We start from the raw sequence: 19805 nt of genomic DNA on the forward strand, positions 1-19805 counted from the left end.
ATCGTATGACGGACAAGGCGATATTGGTAGTCAGTTTCGGTACCAGTTACAAGGAGACACGCGAGAAGACCATCGACGCCGTCGAGAAGGCGGTCGCATCGAAGTATCCCGACTGGAAGGTCGCAAGGGCCTTCACCAGCAGGATGATCATCAAGAAGCTGAAGGATCGCGACGGTATTCAGATCGATTACATCACCGACGCCTTCCAGAGACTGATCGATGAGGGTGTGAGAAAGGTGGTGGTCCTCCCGACCCATGTGATGAACGGTATCGAGTACGAAGATGTCGCCAGGATCTCGTCCGAATTCAAGGACAGGTTCGACTGCTTCCGCATGTGCACTCCACTTCTGACAACGGAGGAGGACTACGACGCTGTGATCGATGCCATCGACAAATCCTACCTCCAGAGAGTATTCAACGATGCTCCCGTGGGAAGGGCGATGGTGTTCATGGGACACGGCACCGAGCATTTCGCCAACGCATGCTACTGCGAACTGCAGATGAAGCTGTCGGCCTTGGGATACCAGCATGTCTACGTCACTACGGTCGAAGGGTTCCCCTCGTTCGAGGACACGATGGCCGCGATGGCCAGCCACAAGTACAACATGGTCTACCTCGCACCGTTCATGCTGGTCGCCGGAGACCATGCCGTCAACGACATGGCCGGAGATGAGGAGGATTCGCTGAGATCCAAATTCATCGATGCCGGATGCGAGGTCGAATGCATCCTCGAGGGACTCGGGGAGCAGAAGGCATTCCAGGACCTCTTCCTCAAGCACCTTGAGAACGTCATCAAGCAATGAAACACTGGGGGAGCCATCCCCCGATTTCCTTCTGATACTGGCACACGGAAGCCGATTCTTCCGATGAACCGCTTGTACCCCCATTTATCCTTGGAACAGGCGCGTTTATTTTTTTATACAGGCTGGAAGATACCGAGCCGAGTGATTTCATGATAAGATTCGGTCCAGCGGGAATCCCACTCTCTTGTAAAGGTCGCACACTCCAGGACGGCATCGAGGATGTCCACAACCTGAGCCTCAGCGCTCTGGAGATCCAAATGGTAAGGTCCAACGCATACGCCAGGCCTGCCGACGAGGAGGAGGTTGGAATGACCTTGAAGGATGTCGAGGAAGGATTCGTCCTTGAGATCGACAGGGACGGGGAGATCATCATAGACCCCGATGAGCCCATCGAGGAGGATGACGACCTCATCTACATGCCCGCAGGCGTCTCGGACACGTTCGGAGACCTCTTCTGGACCAACGAGATGGCGAAGAGGCTGGACGTCAACCTGTCCATCCACACGCCCTACTACATGGACCTCGGATCCAACACGGAACTCACGGACCACTGCATCAACAGCATCAGGCACGCCGCGATCATCCTGAATGCGCTGGGCGGGGACGTAGTCGTCACCAGCCTCGGGATCTACCCGCAGGACGCGGACCGTGATGAGATCGACGACAACATCAGGAACAACGTCGCGGACATCATGGGCTGGTGGGAGGAGAGCGGACTCACCCCCAGGCTCGGAATCGAAATCACCGGACAGGACGATGTGTTCGGATCTTTGGAGCAGGTGCTGGACCTGTGCGACGAGATCCCCGGTACCATGCCCGTCATGAACTTCTCACACCACCATTCACGCACCAACGGCTCACTCCTCGAGATCGACGACTTCTTGAATGTCCTCGAGCAGATCGAGCCCTACTGCGACGGAAGGATCCACACGGCATTCGCCGGTGTCGAGTACACCGAGGGAAACGAGAAGAGGCTCACCCCGATCAAGAAAGGAAACCTCAAGTTCGAACCCCTGGCAGAAGCTCTTGTCGAGATGAAGCCCAATGCGACGATCATCTCCACATCGCCTCTCCTCGAGCACGATGCGATGTACATGAAGATCATCCACGAGAGGGTGCTGGCGAAGAAAGTGGCTAAGGACCTCAAGGAAAAGAAGAAGGCCGAAGCCGCAGCTGCCGGTGAGTGATTTGAAGATCCCGTCCGACCTTATCTCCTACTGCGAGAAGGCATTGTCCGATGTCGACATCTCCCTGGAGGAGCAGCTTATAGACTCCATACTGGCAAGCAGAAGGGTCTTCATCTACGGTTCCGGAAGGTCCGGGCTCATAGGTCAGCTTTTCGCGGTCCGTCTCATACAGCTCGGTATCGATGTGCACTTCGTCGGAGAGATGACAACGCCCATCATCACCCAGGACGACCTCACCCTGCTTATCTCCAACACGGGAAGGACATCATCGGTGGTTCAGACTGCCGAGATCGCCAGAAGGGTCGTAGGTTCCAAGGTGATATCCATCACAGGAAAGAAGGACTGCGACCTGGCCAGGACCTCGGACGTGACCATAGCGTTCAACATCGTGGAGAACGAGGAGACCAAGAGGATCGCTCCCCTCGGAACAATCTTCGAGGACACCGCGCATCTCTTCTTCGAATGCGTGGTCAGAGACATCATGAAGAAGCAGAACATCTCCGAGGAGGAGATGCGCAGCAGGCACGCTATTTGGGTCTGATCATTCCTGGAAGAGCACCGTGGCATCGTCCACTGTATCGGATACCTTGTACATCGAGAACTGGTGCGCATAGACATCGACCTTCATCAGGATTCCCGACTGCATCTTCGACTTGAACAGCCTCAGATCGTTCTCGGAGGGCTCGGTACCGCCCTCGTTCGATGCCACGCAAAGGCCTATGGCAGGCTCCCCGCCAATACCGCGGATCACCATGAATCTACCCTGGGCATCATCGCTGCTCTCTCCCATGAGGATGATGCCTGCGGCATCGCTCTCCAGCAGCATGGAATCCATTGTCTCTAGAATCTTACCTAGGATCGATTCCGTCAGGAGCACATCGGCGTTGGTGCCCAATCTGTTCGCCATGATACGTCATGCAGATGGTCATACAACAAACCTTCCTATCGTTCCGATACCTGATAGAGGCTGGTCCTCAGCATGTTCGGATCGGGGATGATCTCCACCAGATCCCCGTCGGCCAGTTCCTCTCCTATAGTCTTCTCGAAATCCAGCAGATAGTAGTCCTTGACTAGCACGATATCGGTCTCTCCCCAGTAGTCCTCTACCGTGTCCCTGATCTCCATTATGCTCTCGTCCCCGGGCATATCCATCCTGATGCTGAAATCCCTCGTTATGTTCTTCAGTGTGAATCTGACCATTCGGTCACCGGGAGAAGATGCACTCATCCGTTCTTTAACCATGCAACCGCTTTCTAGCATCTTTAGATGCTATACTGAGGTCATTCGTTCATGAGGTATCCGACGGTCTTCGCGACATCGTGGACCCTGAGGATGGAGGCTCCGGAATGAGCTGCGATCGATGATACTTTCGCAGTCACCTCATCGATGTCCTCGTCGGGATAGAATGTCTTCAGGAACCTCTTGCGGGACACCCCTGCCAGTATCGGATGGTCGCCGCCCAGGAAGGACAGGTCCTTGACGATCTCCATGTTCTGCTCCATCGTCTTGCCGAAACCGACCCCGGGATCCACTATGAGATTCTTTTTGGATATTCCTACCTCGATGGCCCTGGAGCATTGCCCGTCCAAGAACCTCCTGATGACCTCCTTGTAATCCGCCCCCATCTCGGATGAATGGGTTTCCAGAGGGGAACCGTGCATGTGGGAGATGACGACTTTCACGTCACCCTGGGAACAGGCCTCCATCATACCGTCGGCCCTCAGGCCGTTCACATCGTTGATGTAGCCGACGCCTTTGGAGATGCAGCGCTCAGCAACCTTCGGTTTCATGGTATCCACGGAGATGGGGACATCGACGGATGGAATCAGCGCGCTCAATACGGGCTCGAGCCTTGCCCATTCTTCTTCCTCCGGGACAGGAGTGAAGCCTGGACGTGTGGATTCCGCTCCGATGTCGATGATGTCGGCACCCTGGTCTATCATTTCCAAAGCGTGCTTGACAGCGGAATCCGCATCGCTCCACCTGCCCCCGTCAGAGAAAGAATCGGGGGTCAGGTTGAGTATGCCCATCATCTGGATGGGGCTCTTGCGCCAGGACGGAATGATCATTCCATCAGCTCGTCGATTATCTCGACGAGATCCCTTACCTGGACCTTCCTGTCCCCGATGGCTGCCTGCAGGTTGTTGACGCAGAACGGACATGTGGTGATGATCAGGTCGGCGAAGCTCGCCTCGTCCAGCCTGGTGTTGCCGATGTCCTTGGATACCTCGGGGTAGGCAGACCTGACTCCACCGCCGCCTCCGCAGCAGTGGCTGGTCTTGCGGTTGAACTCCATCTCCCTGAAGTCCAGCTTCGGGATCTTCTTGATGACCTCTCTCGGAGGCTCGAAGACCTCGCAGTGCCTGCCGAGATGGCATGGATCGTGGTAGGTCGCAACGACGCCCTCCATGGGCTTGAGCTTGAGGTCCTTCTTCGCCAGGTACTCGGTGATGTGGAGCACCTCGAACGGAACGTCGACGTACTTGGGGTACTCGATCTTGAACATCCTGTAGCAGCCTGCGCATGCCAGGACCAGTGTCTCGACTCCCAGAGCCTTGATGGCCTCTACGTTCTTCTTGAACAGCTCGGTCGTCTCCTCCTGGGGCCATCCGACCCTCTGTGCGACCGATCCGCAGCAGACCTCATCGATGGTTGTGAAGTCCTCTCCCAGCTTATCGAGGATCGACAGTGTGGCCTGGGCGGTCTTCTTGGACCTGTATGTGGCGGTGCAGCCGACGTAGTATCCGACCTTCGCCTTGTGGGGCTTCCTTCCGAGTGCCTCCTCTCTGGACTGCGTCTCGCCAAACGGGTTGCCGCATTCCATGATCTTCTCGCACATGGCCTTGTGCTTGGGCAGGATGTGGCCGTTCTTCACCAGATCTGCACGGCAGAGCTCGATGATCTCGACGATGTCGACCTTAGAGGGGCATCTCCTGACGCAGTCAGCACAGGTTGTGCATGTGTACATGTTCTGCACGAGGGCGTCATCCGGCTGGATGTCTCCGTTGAGGAGTCCGTACGTCAGCGTTATGCGTCCCCTCGACAGCGCCGAATCCCAATTGATCGCCTTGAACGAAGGGCAGACGCTCTTGCAGAATCCGCACATCGTACAGACGTTGACCGCCTTCCTTACCTCTTCCAGGTTGTCCACTTTGAAATCGCTCATTCATTCCACCCTCGGGATAGTGACGCTACCGTCCATCAGCACGATGACACGCGCCTTGGGGTTCTCCTTGAGGGCCTCGGCGACCGCATCTGCAACCGATGGGAACGGTCTGATGTTCGCGTTTGAAAGTATCTCGGGATCAAGGTCCGTGACCGCCCAGACGGATGCCCATGTGGCGATCTCGGCCATCTTGGCCGCCTTGTGGTATCCCAGCTTGTATTCTGCCCTGAGGTTCTCCAGAACCTTGTTGGGGTCCTTCGAGCTCGAGAGCTGGTTGAGGAACGTGGGGTGGCCTATGCCCTCCCTGCACTTGGAGACCATGATGATCTTCCCTCCCTCCTTGAGTGCCCATTTACCGTTGTCCAGCGCCTTCTGCGACTGGTAGAGGTCCACATCCATCGGGTAGGGTGCGACCGAGATGACGATGTCTCCCTTCTCCGGGATCGGGACGGAGAACACCTCGTTGGCGTATTTCACGGCCTCGTAGAACGATGCGTTCAGCTCTCCGGACACCGCCTTATAGATGTTCTGGTGCCTGTCCAGCACGGTCTCGATGGCGAAGATCTTCTTGCCCTTGACGACCTCCAGGGCATCCATCATGTCCTCGTGGACGGGGTTGCCCTCGAGAGCGAGTGCCTGGGCCTCCTTCCTCATCGCCAGCTTGTGATTGGTCTCGACGGTCTTGAAGGATGCGACTCCGGGAAGGAACGATTTCCTTCCTCCGGTGTATCCTGCGAAGTAGTGGGGCTCGACCGATGTTATGATCACCAGGCGGTCCGCGTCCACGGCGATCTTGTTAACCTCCATAGGAGTGCCGTTCTTGGACGTTCCGAGGAATACGCACTCGGAGTTCTTGGCGTCATGACAGATGATGCGGTCCTTCAGGTCCTTGTAGTGCTTGCCGAAGACGAAGTTGTACTCCTCCTCGGTCATGTCCCTGTGGGTCCCTGTTGCGACGAGGTACCTGGCCTTCTTCAGGTCCATCTTCTTTGAAAGAGCATCCAGAACCTTCGCTGTGGGTGTGGGGCGGGTTCCGTCGTTGACGATGAAGACGATGTCCTCTCCACCCTCGAGGAATTCCTCCATGGATCCGTATCCCAGGGGGTAGTCGATGGATTCTCCGATCACCTTGTCGGGGTCACCGCACTCAACGTCCTTGGGGTAGTATGTTCCCACATAGTTCTCATCCGGAATGTCAACCTTCTGCACTCCGTCCTTTCCGTACTTCACGTCGATTATCATTGGACCAGGTTAGTGCATCCTTCTTCCTTTGATTAAAAACTATCGTGCGCGGGAGCAGGTTCTTTAAGACTGAGTCGCCTATAGGCACCCAATGGCAATGATAGGTGACATCGGCGAGCGCCAGCTCATCCAGGACTTCAAAACGTTCATCCGCCCGGAGGGACGTGTCGGTCCTGGGGATGACGCTGCGGTGATAGACAAGGACATAGTCGTCACCACCGATGTGGTCACATTCGACAGGCATTTCCCCGTCGGGATGAGCTACGAGCAGTTCGGATGGTACGCTGCGGCGGTGAACTTCAGCGATCTGGCTGCGATGGGCGCCAGACCGATAGGCTTCACAGCTGCCCTGGCGCTGCCGCCCACCCTTGATTCGCAGGCCGCCTATGACATGATGAGCGGGATGGACCAGTGTGCGGAGTTCTGCGGCACTGGGATCGTCGGAGGGGACACCAAGAACGGTCCAGGACTGATCGCCGGAACGGCAATAGGGACTCTGGACGGAAGGGCACCCATGCTTAGGTCAGGAGCAACGCCGGGAGATGTCGTGGCCGTCACAGGACCTCTGGGAGGCCCTGCGGCGGGATTCGTAGCCATCGACAAGGGCATCGACTGCCAGGAGGCGAAGGACACGCTGTACATGCCGATCCCCCGTGTCACCGAAGGGATAGAGCTGGCAGAGTCCGGGGTCGTCACCTCGTGCATAGACCTCTCGGACGGACTGGGAACCGCATTGAATACGATATGCGAGGCATCAGGAGTCGGGATCGATATCGAATTCAGTTTCCTTCCCCACGAGGAATTCGTGGAGGACATCTCGAAGCAGTCGGGCGTTCCGCTCGAGAAGCTGCTCTTGGGCTGGGGAGGCGAGTACGAGCTCATGTTCACCGCCGACCAGAACCGCCTGAACAAACTGTACGACGCGGAGATAGAGTTCTCCATAATCGGCATGGTCCACGAGGGGGACCGCCCGGAGCTCATACGCGACGGGAAGAGGAGCGAAATAACCTATGGCGAATATTGACAAGGTCGAGGCGAGATACTACCGCCGCGAGGGCGAATCGTTCGTTTGCGAGCTGTGCCAGCAGAAGTGCTTCATCAAGCAGGGCGAGTTCGGTTACTGCGGCACACGCAGGGCTGATGAGGACATGCTCGTCTGCAACTCCTACGGCAAGATCTCGTCCCTCTCCGTCGACCCGATTGAGAGGATGAACCTCTACCATTACAAGCCCCATTCCAAGTGCCTCTCCGTGGGCAGCGTCGGCTGCAACATGAACTGCCAATTCTGCAAGAACTACTCCTTCGCGAAACTGTCGATCGGGAAGAAGCGCGCCACGTTCAAGAGCCCGGAGGAACTCCTCCAGATGTGCCGCGACGAGGAGATGGACACGGTCACTTTCACATACAACGAGCCGATGGTCTGGTTCGAGTACATCATGGACTTCGCGGAGGCTGCACCCGATATGCACATCGCCCTGATGACCAACGGACTAGTCAACGACGGCCCGCTGAGGGAGCTTTGCAGCGTCGTCGAGGCGATGTCTATCGATATCAAATCGTTCGACAGGAAGACGTACAAGAAGCTGTGCGATTGGGATCTGGGCGATGTTCTGATAACGGTCCGCAACGTTTATGAGAGGGGAGTCCACACTGAGCTCAACTACATCGTTATCCCCGGAGTCAACGACTCCGAGGAGGAGATCCTCGCATTCTGCAACTGGGTGAGGAGCGAGCTGTCTGTCGATGTCCCCGTCCACTTCAGCCGTTTCCAGCCGGACTACGAGATGAGGGATGTTCCCCTGACGCCCGTTGAGCTGCTGCTCCGCTGTAGGGAGATCGGCATGGAGTGCGGGCTGAACTTCGTCTATGTCGGGAACACCCTGATCGACGATGCGGACGACACCATCTGTCCGGGATGCGGAGAGGTCGTCGTGAAACGTCTCGGCTTTTCGGCCAACATCATTTCTCTGGACGGCGGCAAATGCTCCAAATGCGGCCGCGACCTGAACATGCTCAGATGAGCACGAACAGAGGACTTCCTGCTATCATCACGATAAGGAAAGCCATCAGAACCGGCAGAAGGAAGGGGACCATCGGGGTCACGCGAACCTCTGTCTCACCAGCCTTCTCCAGACGGTCGTACACCGATACGGAATCGTCCTTCGGTTTTATCCTCACCTTATGACCTTCCCTGATATCCTCCACAGGCCATACCAACGAAGCTCTGGCCTCGTTTATCGGTAAGACATATGTGTTGAACGAACTGTCGCCCTTCTTCGAATTCCTCATGACGACCGGGATCATGAACAGAAGCGAGAACAGCAGTGCGAATAACAGCGTGGAGAAAACCGGGTTGAACACGAATCCAGCTGGATAGATCGGCTGCCATATCAGACATCCGAACTCCGCATAGACCGGATACACCATGGACAGCGACACCAACGCCTTGACATCGGCGCCCCCTTTGACCAGTCCTGCGAAGTGCAGACCTATGACGATGAGGGCCATCAATGCTGAGACCAGATGCGATGGATCGGATGACACCCAATAACAGGCGATCATGACCGTCAGGAAAGCGATGATTACTATCCCGGACATCCTGCCCTCGACCTTCGGACTGAACATGAACATCGCGATCATCAGGTATCCGACGGCTGAGAGCAGTCCCTCGGATAGCGATCCGGATGAGAATCCGAACGTAGCACCGATGACCAACATGACTATCCACAACAGATCGGGCACCTCCCTGCTGCGCACATCGAACACGGCAGCCAAGACAAGGATTGCCGAAACGGCCGCGAACACCGTCATGGATGCTAGCATGGGTCGATAATCGGCACTTCTTATTTTTAATGGGTAGCCTATAACGCAGTATGAACGGAAGGAAGATGGCAATCGCCATAGTGGCAGCGATACTTGCCCTCGCGGCGATGCCTCTGTGCGTGCAGAGCAGCGATGCCCTGGACAGCGACAGCTACTACATCATACTCGCAGGAACCGATGCTCCGGAGAAGCCGGTGTACGTCACCATTGCGAACGGGGAGAGCGCGACATGGAACCTGCATGTGGTGAACGAGTCCAAGTATTACATGGACGTCAACTACACCTCGACTTCCGATTCGAATTATCTGATAGTGGAACAGCTTCCGAGCACAGCCCTTCTGGGCCCTAAAGGATCGGGGGAGAACCACATCTCCAGCGGCCAGGTGACCATCAAGGCGAAGAATCTGGCCGATACCATGAGCGATGTGCCTGTCACGATCACCATCTCGGTCACGGAGATATCCGAGACGAAGGTCACCGCTATAACTACCATCACGTTCCTCGTATCCGTGGAATCAATCTATGATTCCGCAGGGATGTACAACAAGTTCTTCGGGATCTTCCCGAACACCCTGCCTTCCCCTCTGGACAGCCCTTGGGTTCCTGCCGTGGTCACCGTCATCCTGACCGTGCTCATCGGTGCATTGATCTGCCATATGCTGGTCCCCAGAGCGGCAAAGCTGCTCTACAGGAGGACCACCGAGGAAGAGGCCGAGACGCTGAACAGGAAGCTGTTCAGGATGATCACTCCCCTTATCGCACTGGCTGCCCTGACGCAGAGCCTTTACATTCTGGATGCGGACACCTCCATAATCTCGGATTTCAACCAGTTGGCCACAGTCATATCGATCGTGCTGATCTCATTCATACTGTGGGATCTCTACATATTCATAGTCACATCCACGCTGACGAACATCGAGAAGTCGGAACGCAACTCCGCAATCGACACTTCGTTGGTCCCGCTGTTCAAGATGATCGGAAGGATCATATTCTGGGTGGGAGGCGCCACCGCCATACTCGGAGCGTTCGGGGTCGACCTCACAGGAATACTGGTGAGCGCGGGCGTCATTTCCTTGGGAATCACCCTGGGAGCACAGAACGTACTCTCGCAGTTCTTCAGCGGTCTGGTCATACTGACCACCAGGCCCTTCAAGGCCGGCGACTTCCTGAAGATCAACGACAAGGTATACATCGTCCGCAAGGTGAAGCTGATGTACACCGAGTTCGGCAACTGGGCAGGCGATGAGATAATCACCATGCCAAACAACGTGGTGACCAACGCCACCATCAGCAACATGACCAAGGGCGACAAGATCTGCAGGCAGTACGTATTCTTCTCCGTGGCCTACGGCACGGACCTGAAGAAGGCGGAACAGGTGATGATCGACACCGCCAACAAATGCGACCTTGTCGTTCAGGACAAGAATCATGCTGGACCCGAGGTAAGGGTAACCAACTTCCTGTCATCCGGTATCGAGCTGAGGCTGTCCGTTCACACCCCCACCTTCGACGACACCGGTGCCGCCGCAGGAAAGCTGAGGGGAATGATCTACGAGGCATTCGCCGAGAACGACATCGAGATCCCCTATGACAGGGTGCAGATCGATATCCTCTCGGACCACAGTGAAAAGAAGGATCATTAAACTACAAAACTGCGGATTCCCGCAGTTCTTTAAACCTTTTTCTACTGATTCCGTTAGTAACTTTACGGATTGCACAGAAAACCTTACGGATTTCTGTCAGCTTTTTTATACAATGAGAAATTAACCCTTCCAGAGTGACGAATATGATCGACAACCTGGATAAGAGGATCATAGAGATTATGAAGAAGGACTCTAGGTGCCCCTTCGTGGAGATCGCCAATCAGCTCGGCGTATCCGAAGGGACAATCCGCAGCAGGGTCCACAGGATGACGGATGAGGGCATCATCCGCGGTTTCACCATCAAGACCGGTTCGAGGAACGTCAAGGCGCTTGTGGAGATCAGGATAGATGTCAACACGGACACCCAGGGCATAGCAAAAGAGCTTGCCAGCTACGACGGTGTCACCGAAGTGTTCGAGGTCACCGGAGACCAAGACATCATCGCCATAGTCGATGTTGAATCATCACAGTACCTGAACGAGATTATCGAGCGCATAAGGCGCTACGACAACATCCTGAGCACGCGTACCCGCATCATCCTCAAGGAGCACTTCGGGGAGGCCTGAAGATGTTCAGGGGAATGGGAACGGCAATCATCACGCCGTTCAAGAACGACGGAAGCATCGACGAGGACGCCCTCAGGAGACTGGTCAGATTCCAGGAGGACAACGGGGCGGACATCCTCATCCCGTGCGGATCCACCGGAGAGTCCGCGATGATGTCACACCAGGAGCATATCCATGTCGTTGAGGTCGTAAGGGACGAGGCCAAGAAGGCGAAGATCGTCGCGGGGGCCGGAAGCAACTACACCGCTGAGGCGGTCATGCTGAGCAAGAGCGCCGCAGATCTCGGAGTGGACGGTATCCTGTCCATCTCGCCCTATTACGTCAAACCCACCCAGGAAGGGCTCTATCAGCACTACAAGGCCATCCAGGAGGCCGTGGACATACCGGTCATCGTGTACAACGTTCCCGGAAGGACTGCTTCCAACGTCAGCGTCGACACCATCCTCAGGCTCGCAGAGCTCCCCGGTATCGCGGGAGTGAAGGAGGCCAGCGGGAACTTCTCGCAGATCATGGACATCCTTGCAAGGAGACCGAAGGGATTCGATGTCCTCAGCGGGGACGACAGCCTCACGATGGGAATGCTGGCGCTCGGAGCCGACGGAGTCATATCCGTCGCGTCCAACTGCTGCCCCAAGCTTATGTCGACGATGGTCAACGCCGCAATGGACGGAGATGTGAAGACGGCAAGGGACATCCACGAGAAGCTCCTGCCCCTGTTCTCCGCACTGTTCTGCGAATCCAACCCCATACCCGTACAGTACGCCATGGGAAGGATGGGATACGGAAACGGCATCCCAAGGCTGCCTCTGACCGCACTCAGCGAGAAAGGAAGATCCATACTGGACCCCGTCCTCGATTCATTGGGACTCCGAGGTGTTTGATTGATTAACGTAGTGGTCGGGGGAGCAACCGGAAAGCTTGGAACCTTCGTCTGCCAGAAGATCATAGCATCGGACGACATGAAGCTCATAGGGGGCACCGTGTCCCCTGAAGGAAAGAACGTTGGCAGGGAGATCTATCCCGGGATAGTCGGGAAGACGCCTGCCGAACTGCCGGAACTGCTGAAGGGGTGCGATGTCTACGTGGACCTCACATCCCCTGCAGCGGCATCGAAGATCATAGCGGACATCCCGTCGTACGGAGCGAACATAGTCCTGGGGACCACTGCGGTGGACCAGGCCGTTCTGGACAGGATGGGGGAGAACATCCGCAAGAACAACACGTCAGGGTTGATCTCTTCCAACTTCGCGATAGGGGTCAACGTGTTCTGGAAGATGTGCGAGGTCATGGCCAAGTATCTTCCGGACTATGACATCGAAGTGATCGAGGCCCATCACAGCATGAAGAAGGACGCCCCCTCGGGAACGGCCATGGAGGCCGTGAAGAGGCTGAGCGGCGCTACGGGCATCGAGGACATCGAATATGGCAGGCAGGGAGTCACTGGACCGCGTAAAAGAGAAATATGCGTGCACTCCATCCGCGCCGGTGATATAATAGGAGACCATACCGTCATCTTCGCCAAGAACAACGAGAGGGTCGAGCTCACCCACAAGGCGATCTCCCGCGAGGTCTTCGCCGAGGGCTGCATCGAATCCATAAGATGGCTGGCGGGGAAGAAGGATGGTCAGATCCACAGCATGAACGAGGTGCTCGGGCTATGATAACAGTCATGAAGTTCGGGGGAACCAGCGTCGGTTCCGCGGAAGCGATCGAGAGAGTGGCGAACATTATCGTCAACACCGAAGGCGACAAGGTTGTCGTTGCTTCGGCCATGTCAGGCATAACGAATTTCCTGGTCCAGGTCGTCGACAGCCCCACAAAGGACATCGATGAGATAGTCCAGCAGTTCGCCAACAAGCACATCATGGCCGCCGAGCAGATGTTCAACGAGGAGACCATGAAGGAGTTCATGGTCGAGTTCAACAAGAGGCTCGCATTCTTCAGGGAGGCCATCGAGAGCGATCCCAACGACGCATACTACAAGGACCTCGTCACCTCCCTGGGAGAGAGGTTCTCCACTTTGATGCTCTCGTTCTACATCAAGCAGATGGGATATGACTCCGTCGCACTCACCGCTGAGACCGCCGGAATAGCCGCGGTCGGATTGCCCCTGTCAGGTTCGGCTGACCTCGACGAGACGGCCAGCGGAATGACCATGCTGGTCAGGCCTCTGCTATCGCAGGGGGTCATCCCTGTCATCACCGGATTCTACGGTATCAAGGACGGAGTCCCGCTCACCTTCGGAAGAGGAGGATCGGACTACTCCGCCGCAGTCGTCGCCAATGCGCTCGACGCGGACATGCTGGAGATCTGGACGGACGTCGACGGTTTCATGACCGCCGATCCCAGAATCATCAAGGACGCCATCAAGATCGAGGAGATGACCTTCGGAGAGGCGGCAGAGCTCGCATACTTCGGTGCCAAGGTCCTGCACCCCAGGACCATCGAGCCCGTGAGGATCAAGCGCATCCCGCTTAAGGTCAGGAACTCCTTCAAGCCAGAGGAGCCCGGAACGCTCATCCACTCCCTCAAGAAGAAGGGCAAGGGACTTCTGAAGAGCGTAGCCACGAAGAACGATCTGGCGATCGTGACGATCAGTTCTGCTGAGATCGCATACAGGCCCGAGCTTGTATCAATGATCATCGGGAAGATCGCCCAGGACAATATCATCATCTATTCCATATCGACATCGCTGTCGACCATAGCCATACTCATCAGCAACGGCGAGGTCGCATCTGTCATCAACAGGCTCAACGAGTTCGACAACGGCGAGATCGAGAGGATCGACGTGAAGAACAACGCATCCCTCGTGTGCTGCGTCGGTGACGACCTTCTGTCCAAATGCGGCGCGACCGGTGACATCTTCACCGCCGTCAAGGAAGCGGGGGTCAACGTCGAGATGATCTCGGAGGGAGCCTCCGAGGTATCGCTCAACTTCGTCGTGCCCATGGGAATGGTCATGGATGTCGTCGCGGTGCTCCACTCCAAGTACATAGGGTGAGACCAATGATGCGCGATTTCGAATGCAGGGACGGCGTGATGTACATCGCCGGCAAATCAACTGTTGAACTGGCGGAGGAGTTCGGTACGCCTCTGTACGTCTACGATGAGGCCAGGATCAGGGAGAACTACAGGAACATCCACGGTGCGTTCTCCAGATACATGGACACCAAGATCCATTACGCATGCAAGGCGAACACCAACCTGTCCGTGCTGAGGATCCTCGAACAGGAGGGATCAGGCATCGATGCCGTATCCATAGGAGAGGTCAAGACCTGCCTGAAGGCCGGATTCACCCCTGACAGGATAATGTACACCGGCGTCAACGTCAGCGACAAGGAGCTGAAGGAGGTCGCGGAGCTTGGAGTCATGATCAACATCGACTCCGTGTCCGAGATGGAGAGGCTCGCAAAGATCTCCCCTCAGCACGAGATATCCTTCCGTATCACCCCCGGTGTCGGATCTGGGCACAGCGACAAGGTCATCACAGGCTCCAAGGGGGCCAAGTTCGGCATCCCCCTCAAAGAGGTCATCGACACCTACGCCAGGGCCAAGGACCTGGGATTCAAGATCAAGGGCATACACGCCCACATAGGCTCCGGAGGACAATCCGTGGAGCCCTTCCTCGACATGATGCAGGTCATCATCAACCTGGTCAACGAGATAGAGGAGCTCGGCATCAAGCTGGATTTCATCGACATGGGCGGAGGCATAGGAGTCCCCTACAAGCCGCAGGAGGATGAGATGGACCTCAACGAGCTCGCCTCCGAGATCACCGACATGATCGAGCAGGAGACGGATATCAAGACGCTCATACTCGAACCCGGCAGATACATCATCTGCGATGCTGTCGTTCTCCTGACGTCCGTGAACGACGTCAAAGACGCTGGGCTGAAGAAGTACATCGGATGCGATGCAGGATTCAACACGCTCATCAGGCCGGCATTCTACGATTCATATCACTACGTCGCCATTGCGAACAAGTTCGGCAAGGCATGCACCAACAGGTACGAGGTCGTCGGACCCATCTGCGAATCCGGCGACTACCTCGCCCACGACCGTGTGCTCCCCGAACCCAAGGAGGGCGACATCGTCGCCGTCTACAACGCAGGAGCGTACGGATTCTCCATGTCCAGCAACTACAACTCCAGGCCCCTGTGCGCAGAGGTCCTGGTCAACGACGGCAAGGCGGAGCTCATCCGCGAGCCCGAGACCGTGGAGGAGCTGTGGAGACACCAGATCATACCCGAGAGGCTGATGTGAATGCATTTCTGGAAATATCACGGAATAGGAAACGACTTCGTCCTCCTCGACGGGACCGACGGAGATCTGGAGATAGACAACGAGTGGTGCAAGGGTGCCTGCGACAGGCACTTCGGCATCGGAGCCGATGGCGTGCTCTACATCATGCCCGGCGAAGGGACCGACATCACAATGAGGATCATCAACGCCGACGGGACCGAGGCGGAGATGTGCGGCAACGGTATCAGATGCGTCGCCGTGCACGCCTACAACCACGGCATCGTTGACAAGGAGGAGTTCACCATCAACACCATGGCAGGAGTCCTGAAGGCTAAGGTCGTCGTGGAGGACGGAGTGGCCGTGAGCACGGTCATCGACATGGGAGCGCCCATCCTCGACGGAAGGTCCATCCCTATCGACTACGACGGACAGTACATCAACGAGGACTTCGCCCTCATGAAGTTCTTCTTCAAGGCCAACGCCGTATCCATGGGCAACCCCCATTTCATCACATTCCAGGAAATGGACGACGCTACAATCGACCTTCTCGGTCCTATGATCGAGACACACAGGCTCTTCCCCAGGAAGACCAACGTGGAGTTCTGCAGGATCATCGACGGCAAAATCTACATAAGGGTCTTCGAGAGAGGGGCCGGATGGACACTCGCCTGCGGTACAGGCGCATGCGCCAGCACGGTAGCAGCAGCGCTCAACGGATTCGTTCCGTTCAACACCCCGGTGGGCGTCCATCTGCCCGGCGGATGGCTGAAGATCACTGTGGACAAGGACCTCAAGTACGTCCTGATGGACGGACCCGCGGAGCTGGTCTTCGAGGGCGACGTTCCCGACGGTTGCATGGAGTGATAATATGGCAGTATTCGAACAGGCTGAAAGGCTCAAAAAGATTCCACCCTACCTTTTCGTCAGGCTGGAGCAGCTCTCCGCGGAGAAGAGAGCCAAAGGATGGGACATGATCGATTTCGGAATCGGCGATCCGGATCTCCCGGCCCCGCAGTGCATCGTCGACGAGATGTACGCCCAGGCCAAGATCAACGAGAATCAGAAGTACTCCTCGTCGGCAGGCGAGAAGGATCTCCGCGTCGCCGTCGCCAAATGGTACAAGAAGAGGTACGGCCTCGACATCGATCCCGACACCCAGGTCTGCGTAACCATAGGCTCCAAGGAAGGGATATTCAACATCGCCCAGGCCTTCGTCAACGAAGGCGAGACGATCATCGCACCCTCGCCCGGATACCCCGTGTACTCCGGAGCGGCCACCCTGTTCAACGAGGCCAAGTGCGTCAAGGTCCCCCTGAAGGCGGAGAACGGATGGCTCCTGGATGTCGACGAGTGCCCCCAGGGCGCAAGGATGCTCTATCTGAACTATCCCAACAACCCGACGGGTACCACATGCGACCTGGACTACCTCAAGAAGGTGTACGACTGGTGCGATTCCAACAACACCATCTTCTGCTACGACAACGCGTACTGCGAGATGGTCTACGACGGATACCAGGCTCCTTCCGCACTGCAGGCAGGACCTAACTGCATAGAGTTCGGATCGTTCTCCAAGACGTTCAACATGACCGGATTCAGGCTCGGCTACGCCGTTGGACACCCGGACCTCGTCGCGGGACTGAAGAAGTGCAAGGGACAGATAGACTCCGGAGCCCCCATCTTCATCCAGAAGGCCGCCATCAAGGCATTGGACCTCTACGGGCCGAACGGAGAGGCGCCTGAGGAGGTCGCCAAGAACATGAAGATCTACGCCGAGAGGAGGAAGGTCCTCGTGGACGGCCTCAGGGAACTGGGCTACGACGTCAAGATGCCCATGGGAACCTTCTATGTATGGTTCAACTGCGGCATGCCTTCGGACGAGTTCACTCAGAAGATGATCGACCTCGGAATCATCGTTACCCCCGGTACCGGCTTCGGAGAATCCTGCGAAGGATACATCAGGATGACCGTCACCGAGCCCGTCGAGCGCATAAGGAAGGCGCTTGACAGGATGAAGCAGAACAAGTACATCGAGTGAAGGTCCTCCCTTCACTCAAACCCCTTCCATTTTCAGTCTGCTTTTTTGATGTCTGGCTCATACAGTATTCATCTTCCACTTTCGGTCACCCCCTTCTCAGCTTTATATACGGATTAGTCGATGATGAATCGAGGAATCACAATGGCCACAAAAACCCTTGAAGATATACCAGGAGTAGGACCAGCCATAGCAGAAAAACTCCGTGAAGCAGGATACAACGAACTGATGGCCATCGCAGTTGCTTCCCCGTCCGAACTTGCAGAGACTTGCGAGATCGGGGAGAAGAAGGCAATGGACATCATAGAGGGTGCCAAGCTTTGCGCGGACATTGGCGGTTTCGAGACAGGAGAAGACATCCTGGAGAGACGCAAACAGATAACCAAGCTCACGACCGGATCGAAGGCCTTCGACGAGCTCCTCGCAGGAGGTCTGGAGACGCAGTCCATCGTGGAGCTGTTCGGAGAGTTCGGAAGCTGTAAGACGCAGGTCTGCTTCCAGCTCGCGGTTAACGCCACACTCCCTGAGGAGAAGGGCGGTTTCGACTCGGATGTCATAATCATCGACACAGAGAACACGTTCAGGCCGGAAAGGATCATCCAGATGGCCAACTACATGGGCGCGGACCCCGACGAGACCCTGAAGAGGATCCACGTCGCCAGAGCATTCAACTCCCAGCACCAGGTGCTGCTCGTTGACAAGGCGCTGGAGCTCGCACAGACCATGAAGGTCAAGCTGCTCATCGTGGACTCGCTCACATCACACTTCAGAGCGGAATACGTAGGAAGGGGAGCGCTCGCCGAGAGGCAGCAGATCCTCAACCGCCACATGCACGATCTGCTCAACTTCGCAACGCTGAACAACGCCGTCATCGCAGTGACCAACCAGGTGGCTGCAAAGCCCGATGCGTTCTTCGGAGACCCCACCAGGCCCATCGGAGGACACATCGTAGGTCACACCGCCACCTTCCGTATCTACCTGAGGAAGGGAAAGGCTGGAAAGAGGATCGCAAGACTGATCGACTCACCCAACCTGCCTGAAGGCGAAGCTGTCTTCATGGTGACCGAAGACGGTATTAAGGACTAAACACTAAACGGGGGCGTGAGCCCCCAATTCTTCTTCGAACTGTCCGGCGAATCCAAGGATATGCCTTTGGCCGAGGTGAAAGGATGCCTCAAGGCCGAGACCGACGAGTGCAACATCATCTCATCCGGACCGGGCTATGCTATAGCGTCTTTCGACAAGAAGCATCTCGATTCGGTCGCAGACCGTATCGCCATGTCTCACAGCATAGGACGCTACCTGGGGGAATATACTTCAGAAGATGTCTCTGGGCTTGCGGACGTGGAGCTCCCAGAAGGATCGTTCGCTATCAGGGCGAAGAGGTTCGAGGGCATGATGAAGGATGTTGATTCTCAGAAGCTCATCCGCAATGCCGGGGCGCTACTGTCCAAGAACAACGATGTGAATCTGAAGGATCCTGATTTCATAGTCCGGATGCAGATGTGCGACAAGGTTCACCTTTATCTGGAGGACAAGATCACCGAGAAGGATCTACTGGAGAAAAGGAAGGTCGCTGAAAGGCCGTTCTTCTCACCCATCTCGATTCATCCTAAGTACGCAAGGGCACTTATCAACATGGCCGAGGTCAAACGCGGACAGACCGTTCTGGACCCTTTCTGCGGTACCGGGGGGATCGTCATCGAAGCGGCCGAGATGGGAATGAAGGCAGTGGCATCCGATTTCGATGAGGACATGATTATCGGCTGCCAAGAGAACCTGGACTTCTACGGTCTGAAGATGCATGACTTCGATGTCATAGACATCGGTGAGATCGCGGAAAGGTTCCCAGATATGGATTCCATCTGCACAGATCCTCCGTATGGAAGGAGCACCAAGACAGGCGGCGAAAACATCACAAAGCTGTACAACCGCGCGGGAGAGGTCATCCCCAAATGCCTCAAAAGAGGTCATAAGGCAGGGATCGTTCTACCCCAGCCGCTTGAGATTCCCGGAATGGTACGCGAGCACCTGTTCCTTCAAAGGGTTCACGGCACGCTGACGAGGCATTACCATATCTTCAGGAACTGATCTGATTTGG

At 56.2% G+C, this 19805-nt stretch carries 21 protein-coding genes; 15 read left to right on the forward strand and 6 right to left on the reverse strand.

Annotated elements, in window-relative coordinates; translation table 11 throughout:
• Positions 1 to 5: 5 nt before the first annotated feature.
• The 3 genes from PED39_01200 to PED39_01210 all read left to right on the forward strand — a co-directional run bounded on the left by PED39_01200 (position 6) and on the right by PED39_01210 (position 2531).
• On the forward strand, positions 6 to 803 hold the full coding sequence (locus PED39_01200) for a sirohydrochlorin cobaltochelatase (protein WII07838.1): 798 nt from the start codon (positions 6 to 8) through the stop codon (positions 801 to 803).
• 149 nt (positions 804 to 952) lie between these two features.
• On the forward strand, positions 953 to 1990 hold the full coding sequence (locus PED39_01205; GenBank protein ID WII07839.1) for a TIM barrel protein: 1038 nt from the start codon (positions 953 to 955) through the stop codon (positions 1988 to 1990).
• Position 1991: 1 nt separating this feature from the next.
• The gene (locus PED39_01210; protein WII07840.1) at positions 1992 to 2531 is read left to right on the forward strand and encodes an SIS domain-containing protein; all 540 of its coding nucleotides are present in this window, start codon (positions 1992 to 1994) and stop codon (positions 2529 to 2531) included.
• On the opposite strand, the gene PED39_01215 is transcribed toward PED39_01210, so the two are convergent.
• The 5 genes from PED39_01215 to larA all read right to left on the reverse strand — a co-directional run bounded on the left by PED39_01215 (position 2532) and on the right by larA (position 6398).
• A complete protein-coding gene (locus PED39_01215) occupies positions 2532 to 2897 on the reverse strand; it encodes a hypothetical protein (GenBank protein WII07841.1) in 366 nt (121 codons plus the stop codon).
• Positions 2898 to 2932: 35 nt separating this feature from the next.
• The gene (locus PED39_01220; GenBank protein ID WII07842.1) at positions 2933 to 3190 is read right to left on the reverse strand and encodes a hypothetical protein; all 258 of its coding nucleotides are present in this window, start codon (positions 3188 to 3190) and stop codon (positions 2933 to 2935) included.
• A gap of 80 nt (positions 3191 to 3270) precedes the next feature.
• Positions 3271 to 4059, reverse strand: a complete 789-nt coding sequence (folP, locus tag PED39_01225) for a dihydropteroate synthase (protein ID WII07843.1) — start codon at positions 4057 to 4059, stop codon at positions 3271 to 3273.
• Complete coding sequence (locus tag PED39_01230) at positions 4056 to 5156, reverse strand: (Fe-S)-binding protein (protein WII07844.1); 1101 nt, start codon at positions 5154 to 5156, stop codon at positions 4056 to 4058. The genes folP and PED39_01230 overlap by 4 nt, the downstream gene beginning before the upstream one ends.
• Positions 5157 to 6398 carry a nickel-dependent lactate racemase gene (gene larA / locus PED39_01235; protein ID WII07845.1) on the reverse strand — a complete coding sequence of 414 codons (1242 nt, stop codon included), beginning with the start codon at positions 6396 to 6398 and terminating at the stop codon, positions 5157 to 5159.
• 91 nt (positions 6399 to 6489) lie between these two features.
• Here larA and thiL point away from each other — a divergent pair, with 91 nt between their 5' ends.
• Positions 6490 to 7422 (forward strand): thiamine-phosphate kinase, encoded by a 933-nt coding sequence (gene thiL / locus PED39_01240; GenBank protein ID WII07846.1) that lies wholly within the window; start codon positions 6490 to 6492, stop codon positions 7420 to 7422.
• Positions 7409 to 8419 (forward strand): AmmeMemoRadiSam system radical SAM enzyme, encoded by a 1011-nt coding sequence (gene amrS / locus PED39_01245; GenBank protein WII07847.1) that lies wholly within the window; start codon positions 7409 to 7411, stop codon positions 8417 to 8419. Before thiL ends, amrS begins: the two co-directional genes overlap by 14 nt.
• On the opposite strand, the gene PED39_01250 is transcribed toward amrS, so the two are convergent.
• Positions 8412 to 9221 carry an A24 family peptidase gene (locus PED39_01250; GenBank protein ID WII07848.1) on the reverse strand — a complete coding sequence of 270 codons (810 nt, stop codon included), beginning with the start codon at positions 9219 to 9221 and terminating at the stop codon, positions 8412 to 8414. The genes amrS and PED39_01250 overlap by 8 nt on opposite strands.
• Before the next feature lie 50 nt (positions 9222 to 9271).
• On the opposite strand from PED39_01250, the gene PED39_01255 reads away from it, so the two are divergent.
• The 10 genes from PED39_01255 to PED39_01300 all read left to right on the forward strand — a co-directional run bounded on the left by PED39_01255 (position 9272) and on the right by PED39_01300 (position 19795).
• On the forward strand, positions 9272 to 10864 hold the full coding sequence (locus PED39_01255) for a mechanosensitive ion channel (protein ID WII07849.1): 1593 nt from the start codon (positions 9272 to 9274) through the stop codon (positions 10862 to 10864).
• A gap of 143 nt (positions 10865 to 11007) precedes the next feature.
• On the forward strand, positions 11008 to 11430 hold the full coding sequence (locus tag PED39_01260) for an Lrp/AsnC family transcriptional regulator (protein WII07850.1): 423 nt from the start codon (positions 11008 to 11010) through the stop codon (positions 11428 to 11430).
• Between the two features lie 2 nt (positions 11431 to 11432).
• Positions 11433 to 12311, forward strand: coding sequence for a 4-hydroxy-tetrahydrodipicolinate synthase (dapA, locus tag PED39_01265; GenBank protein ID WII07851.1), 879 nt, complete (start codon positions 11433 to 11435; stop codon positions 12309 to 12311).
• Complete coding sequence (gene dapB / locus PED39_01270; GenBank protein WII07852.1) at positions 12312 to 13091, forward strand: 4-hydroxy-tetrahydrodipicolinate reductase; 780 nt, start codon at positions 12312 to 12314, stop codon at positions 13089 to 13091. It begins immediately after the preceding gene.
• Positions 13088 to 14431 (forward strand): aspartate kinase, encoded by a 1344-nt coding sequence (locus tag PED39_01275; GenBank protein ID WII07853.1) that lies wholly within the window; start codon positions 13088 to 13090, stop codon positions 14429 to 14431. The genes dapB and PED39_01275 overlap by 4 nt, the downstream gene beginning before the upstream one ends.
• Before the next feature lie 5 nt (positions 14432 to 14436).
• Positions 14437 to 15693 (forward strand): diaminopimelate decarboxylase, encoded by a 1257-nt coding sequence (lysA, locus tag PED39_01280; protein WII07854.1) that lies wholly within the window; start codon positions 14437 to 14439, stop codon positions 15691 to 15693.
• Positions 15694 to 16536 carry a diaminopimelate epimerase gene (gene dapF / locus PED39_01285; GenBank protein WII07855.1) on the forward strand — a complete coding sequence of 281 codons (843 nt, stop codon included), beginning with the start codon at positions 15694 to 15696 and terminating at the stop codon, positions 16534 to 16536. It abuts the gene before it with no gap.
• A gap of 4 nt (positions 16537 to 16540) precedes the next feature.
• Entirely contained in the window at positions 16541 to 17707 is a 1167-nt protein-coding gene (locus tag PED39_01290; protein ID WII07856.1) for an aminotransferase class I/II-fold pyridoxal phosphate-dependent enzyme, read from the forward strand.
• 141 nt (positions 17708 to 17848) lie between these two features.
• Positions 17849 to 18790, forward strand: a complete 942-nt coding sequence (radA, locus tag PED39_01295) for a DNA repair and recombination protein RadA (GenBank protein ID WII07857.1) — start codon at positions 17849 to 17851, stop codon at positions 18788 to 18790.
• A 15-nt stretch (positions 18791 to 18805) separates the two neighbouring features.
• Positions 18806 to 19795, forward strand: a complete 990-nt coding sequence (locus PED39_01300; protein ID WII07858.1) for a methyltransferase domain-containing protein — start codon at positions 18806 to 18808, stop codon at positions 19793 to 19795.
• The last annotated feature ends 10 nt before the right edge of the window (positions 19796 to 19805 follow it).

The organism is Methanomassiliicoccales archaeon LGM-RCC1, from assembly GCA_030168575.1.
Taxonomy (GTDB): Archaea; Thermoplasmatota; Thermoplasmata; order Methanomassiliicoccales; family Methanomethylophilaceae; genus Methanoprimaticola.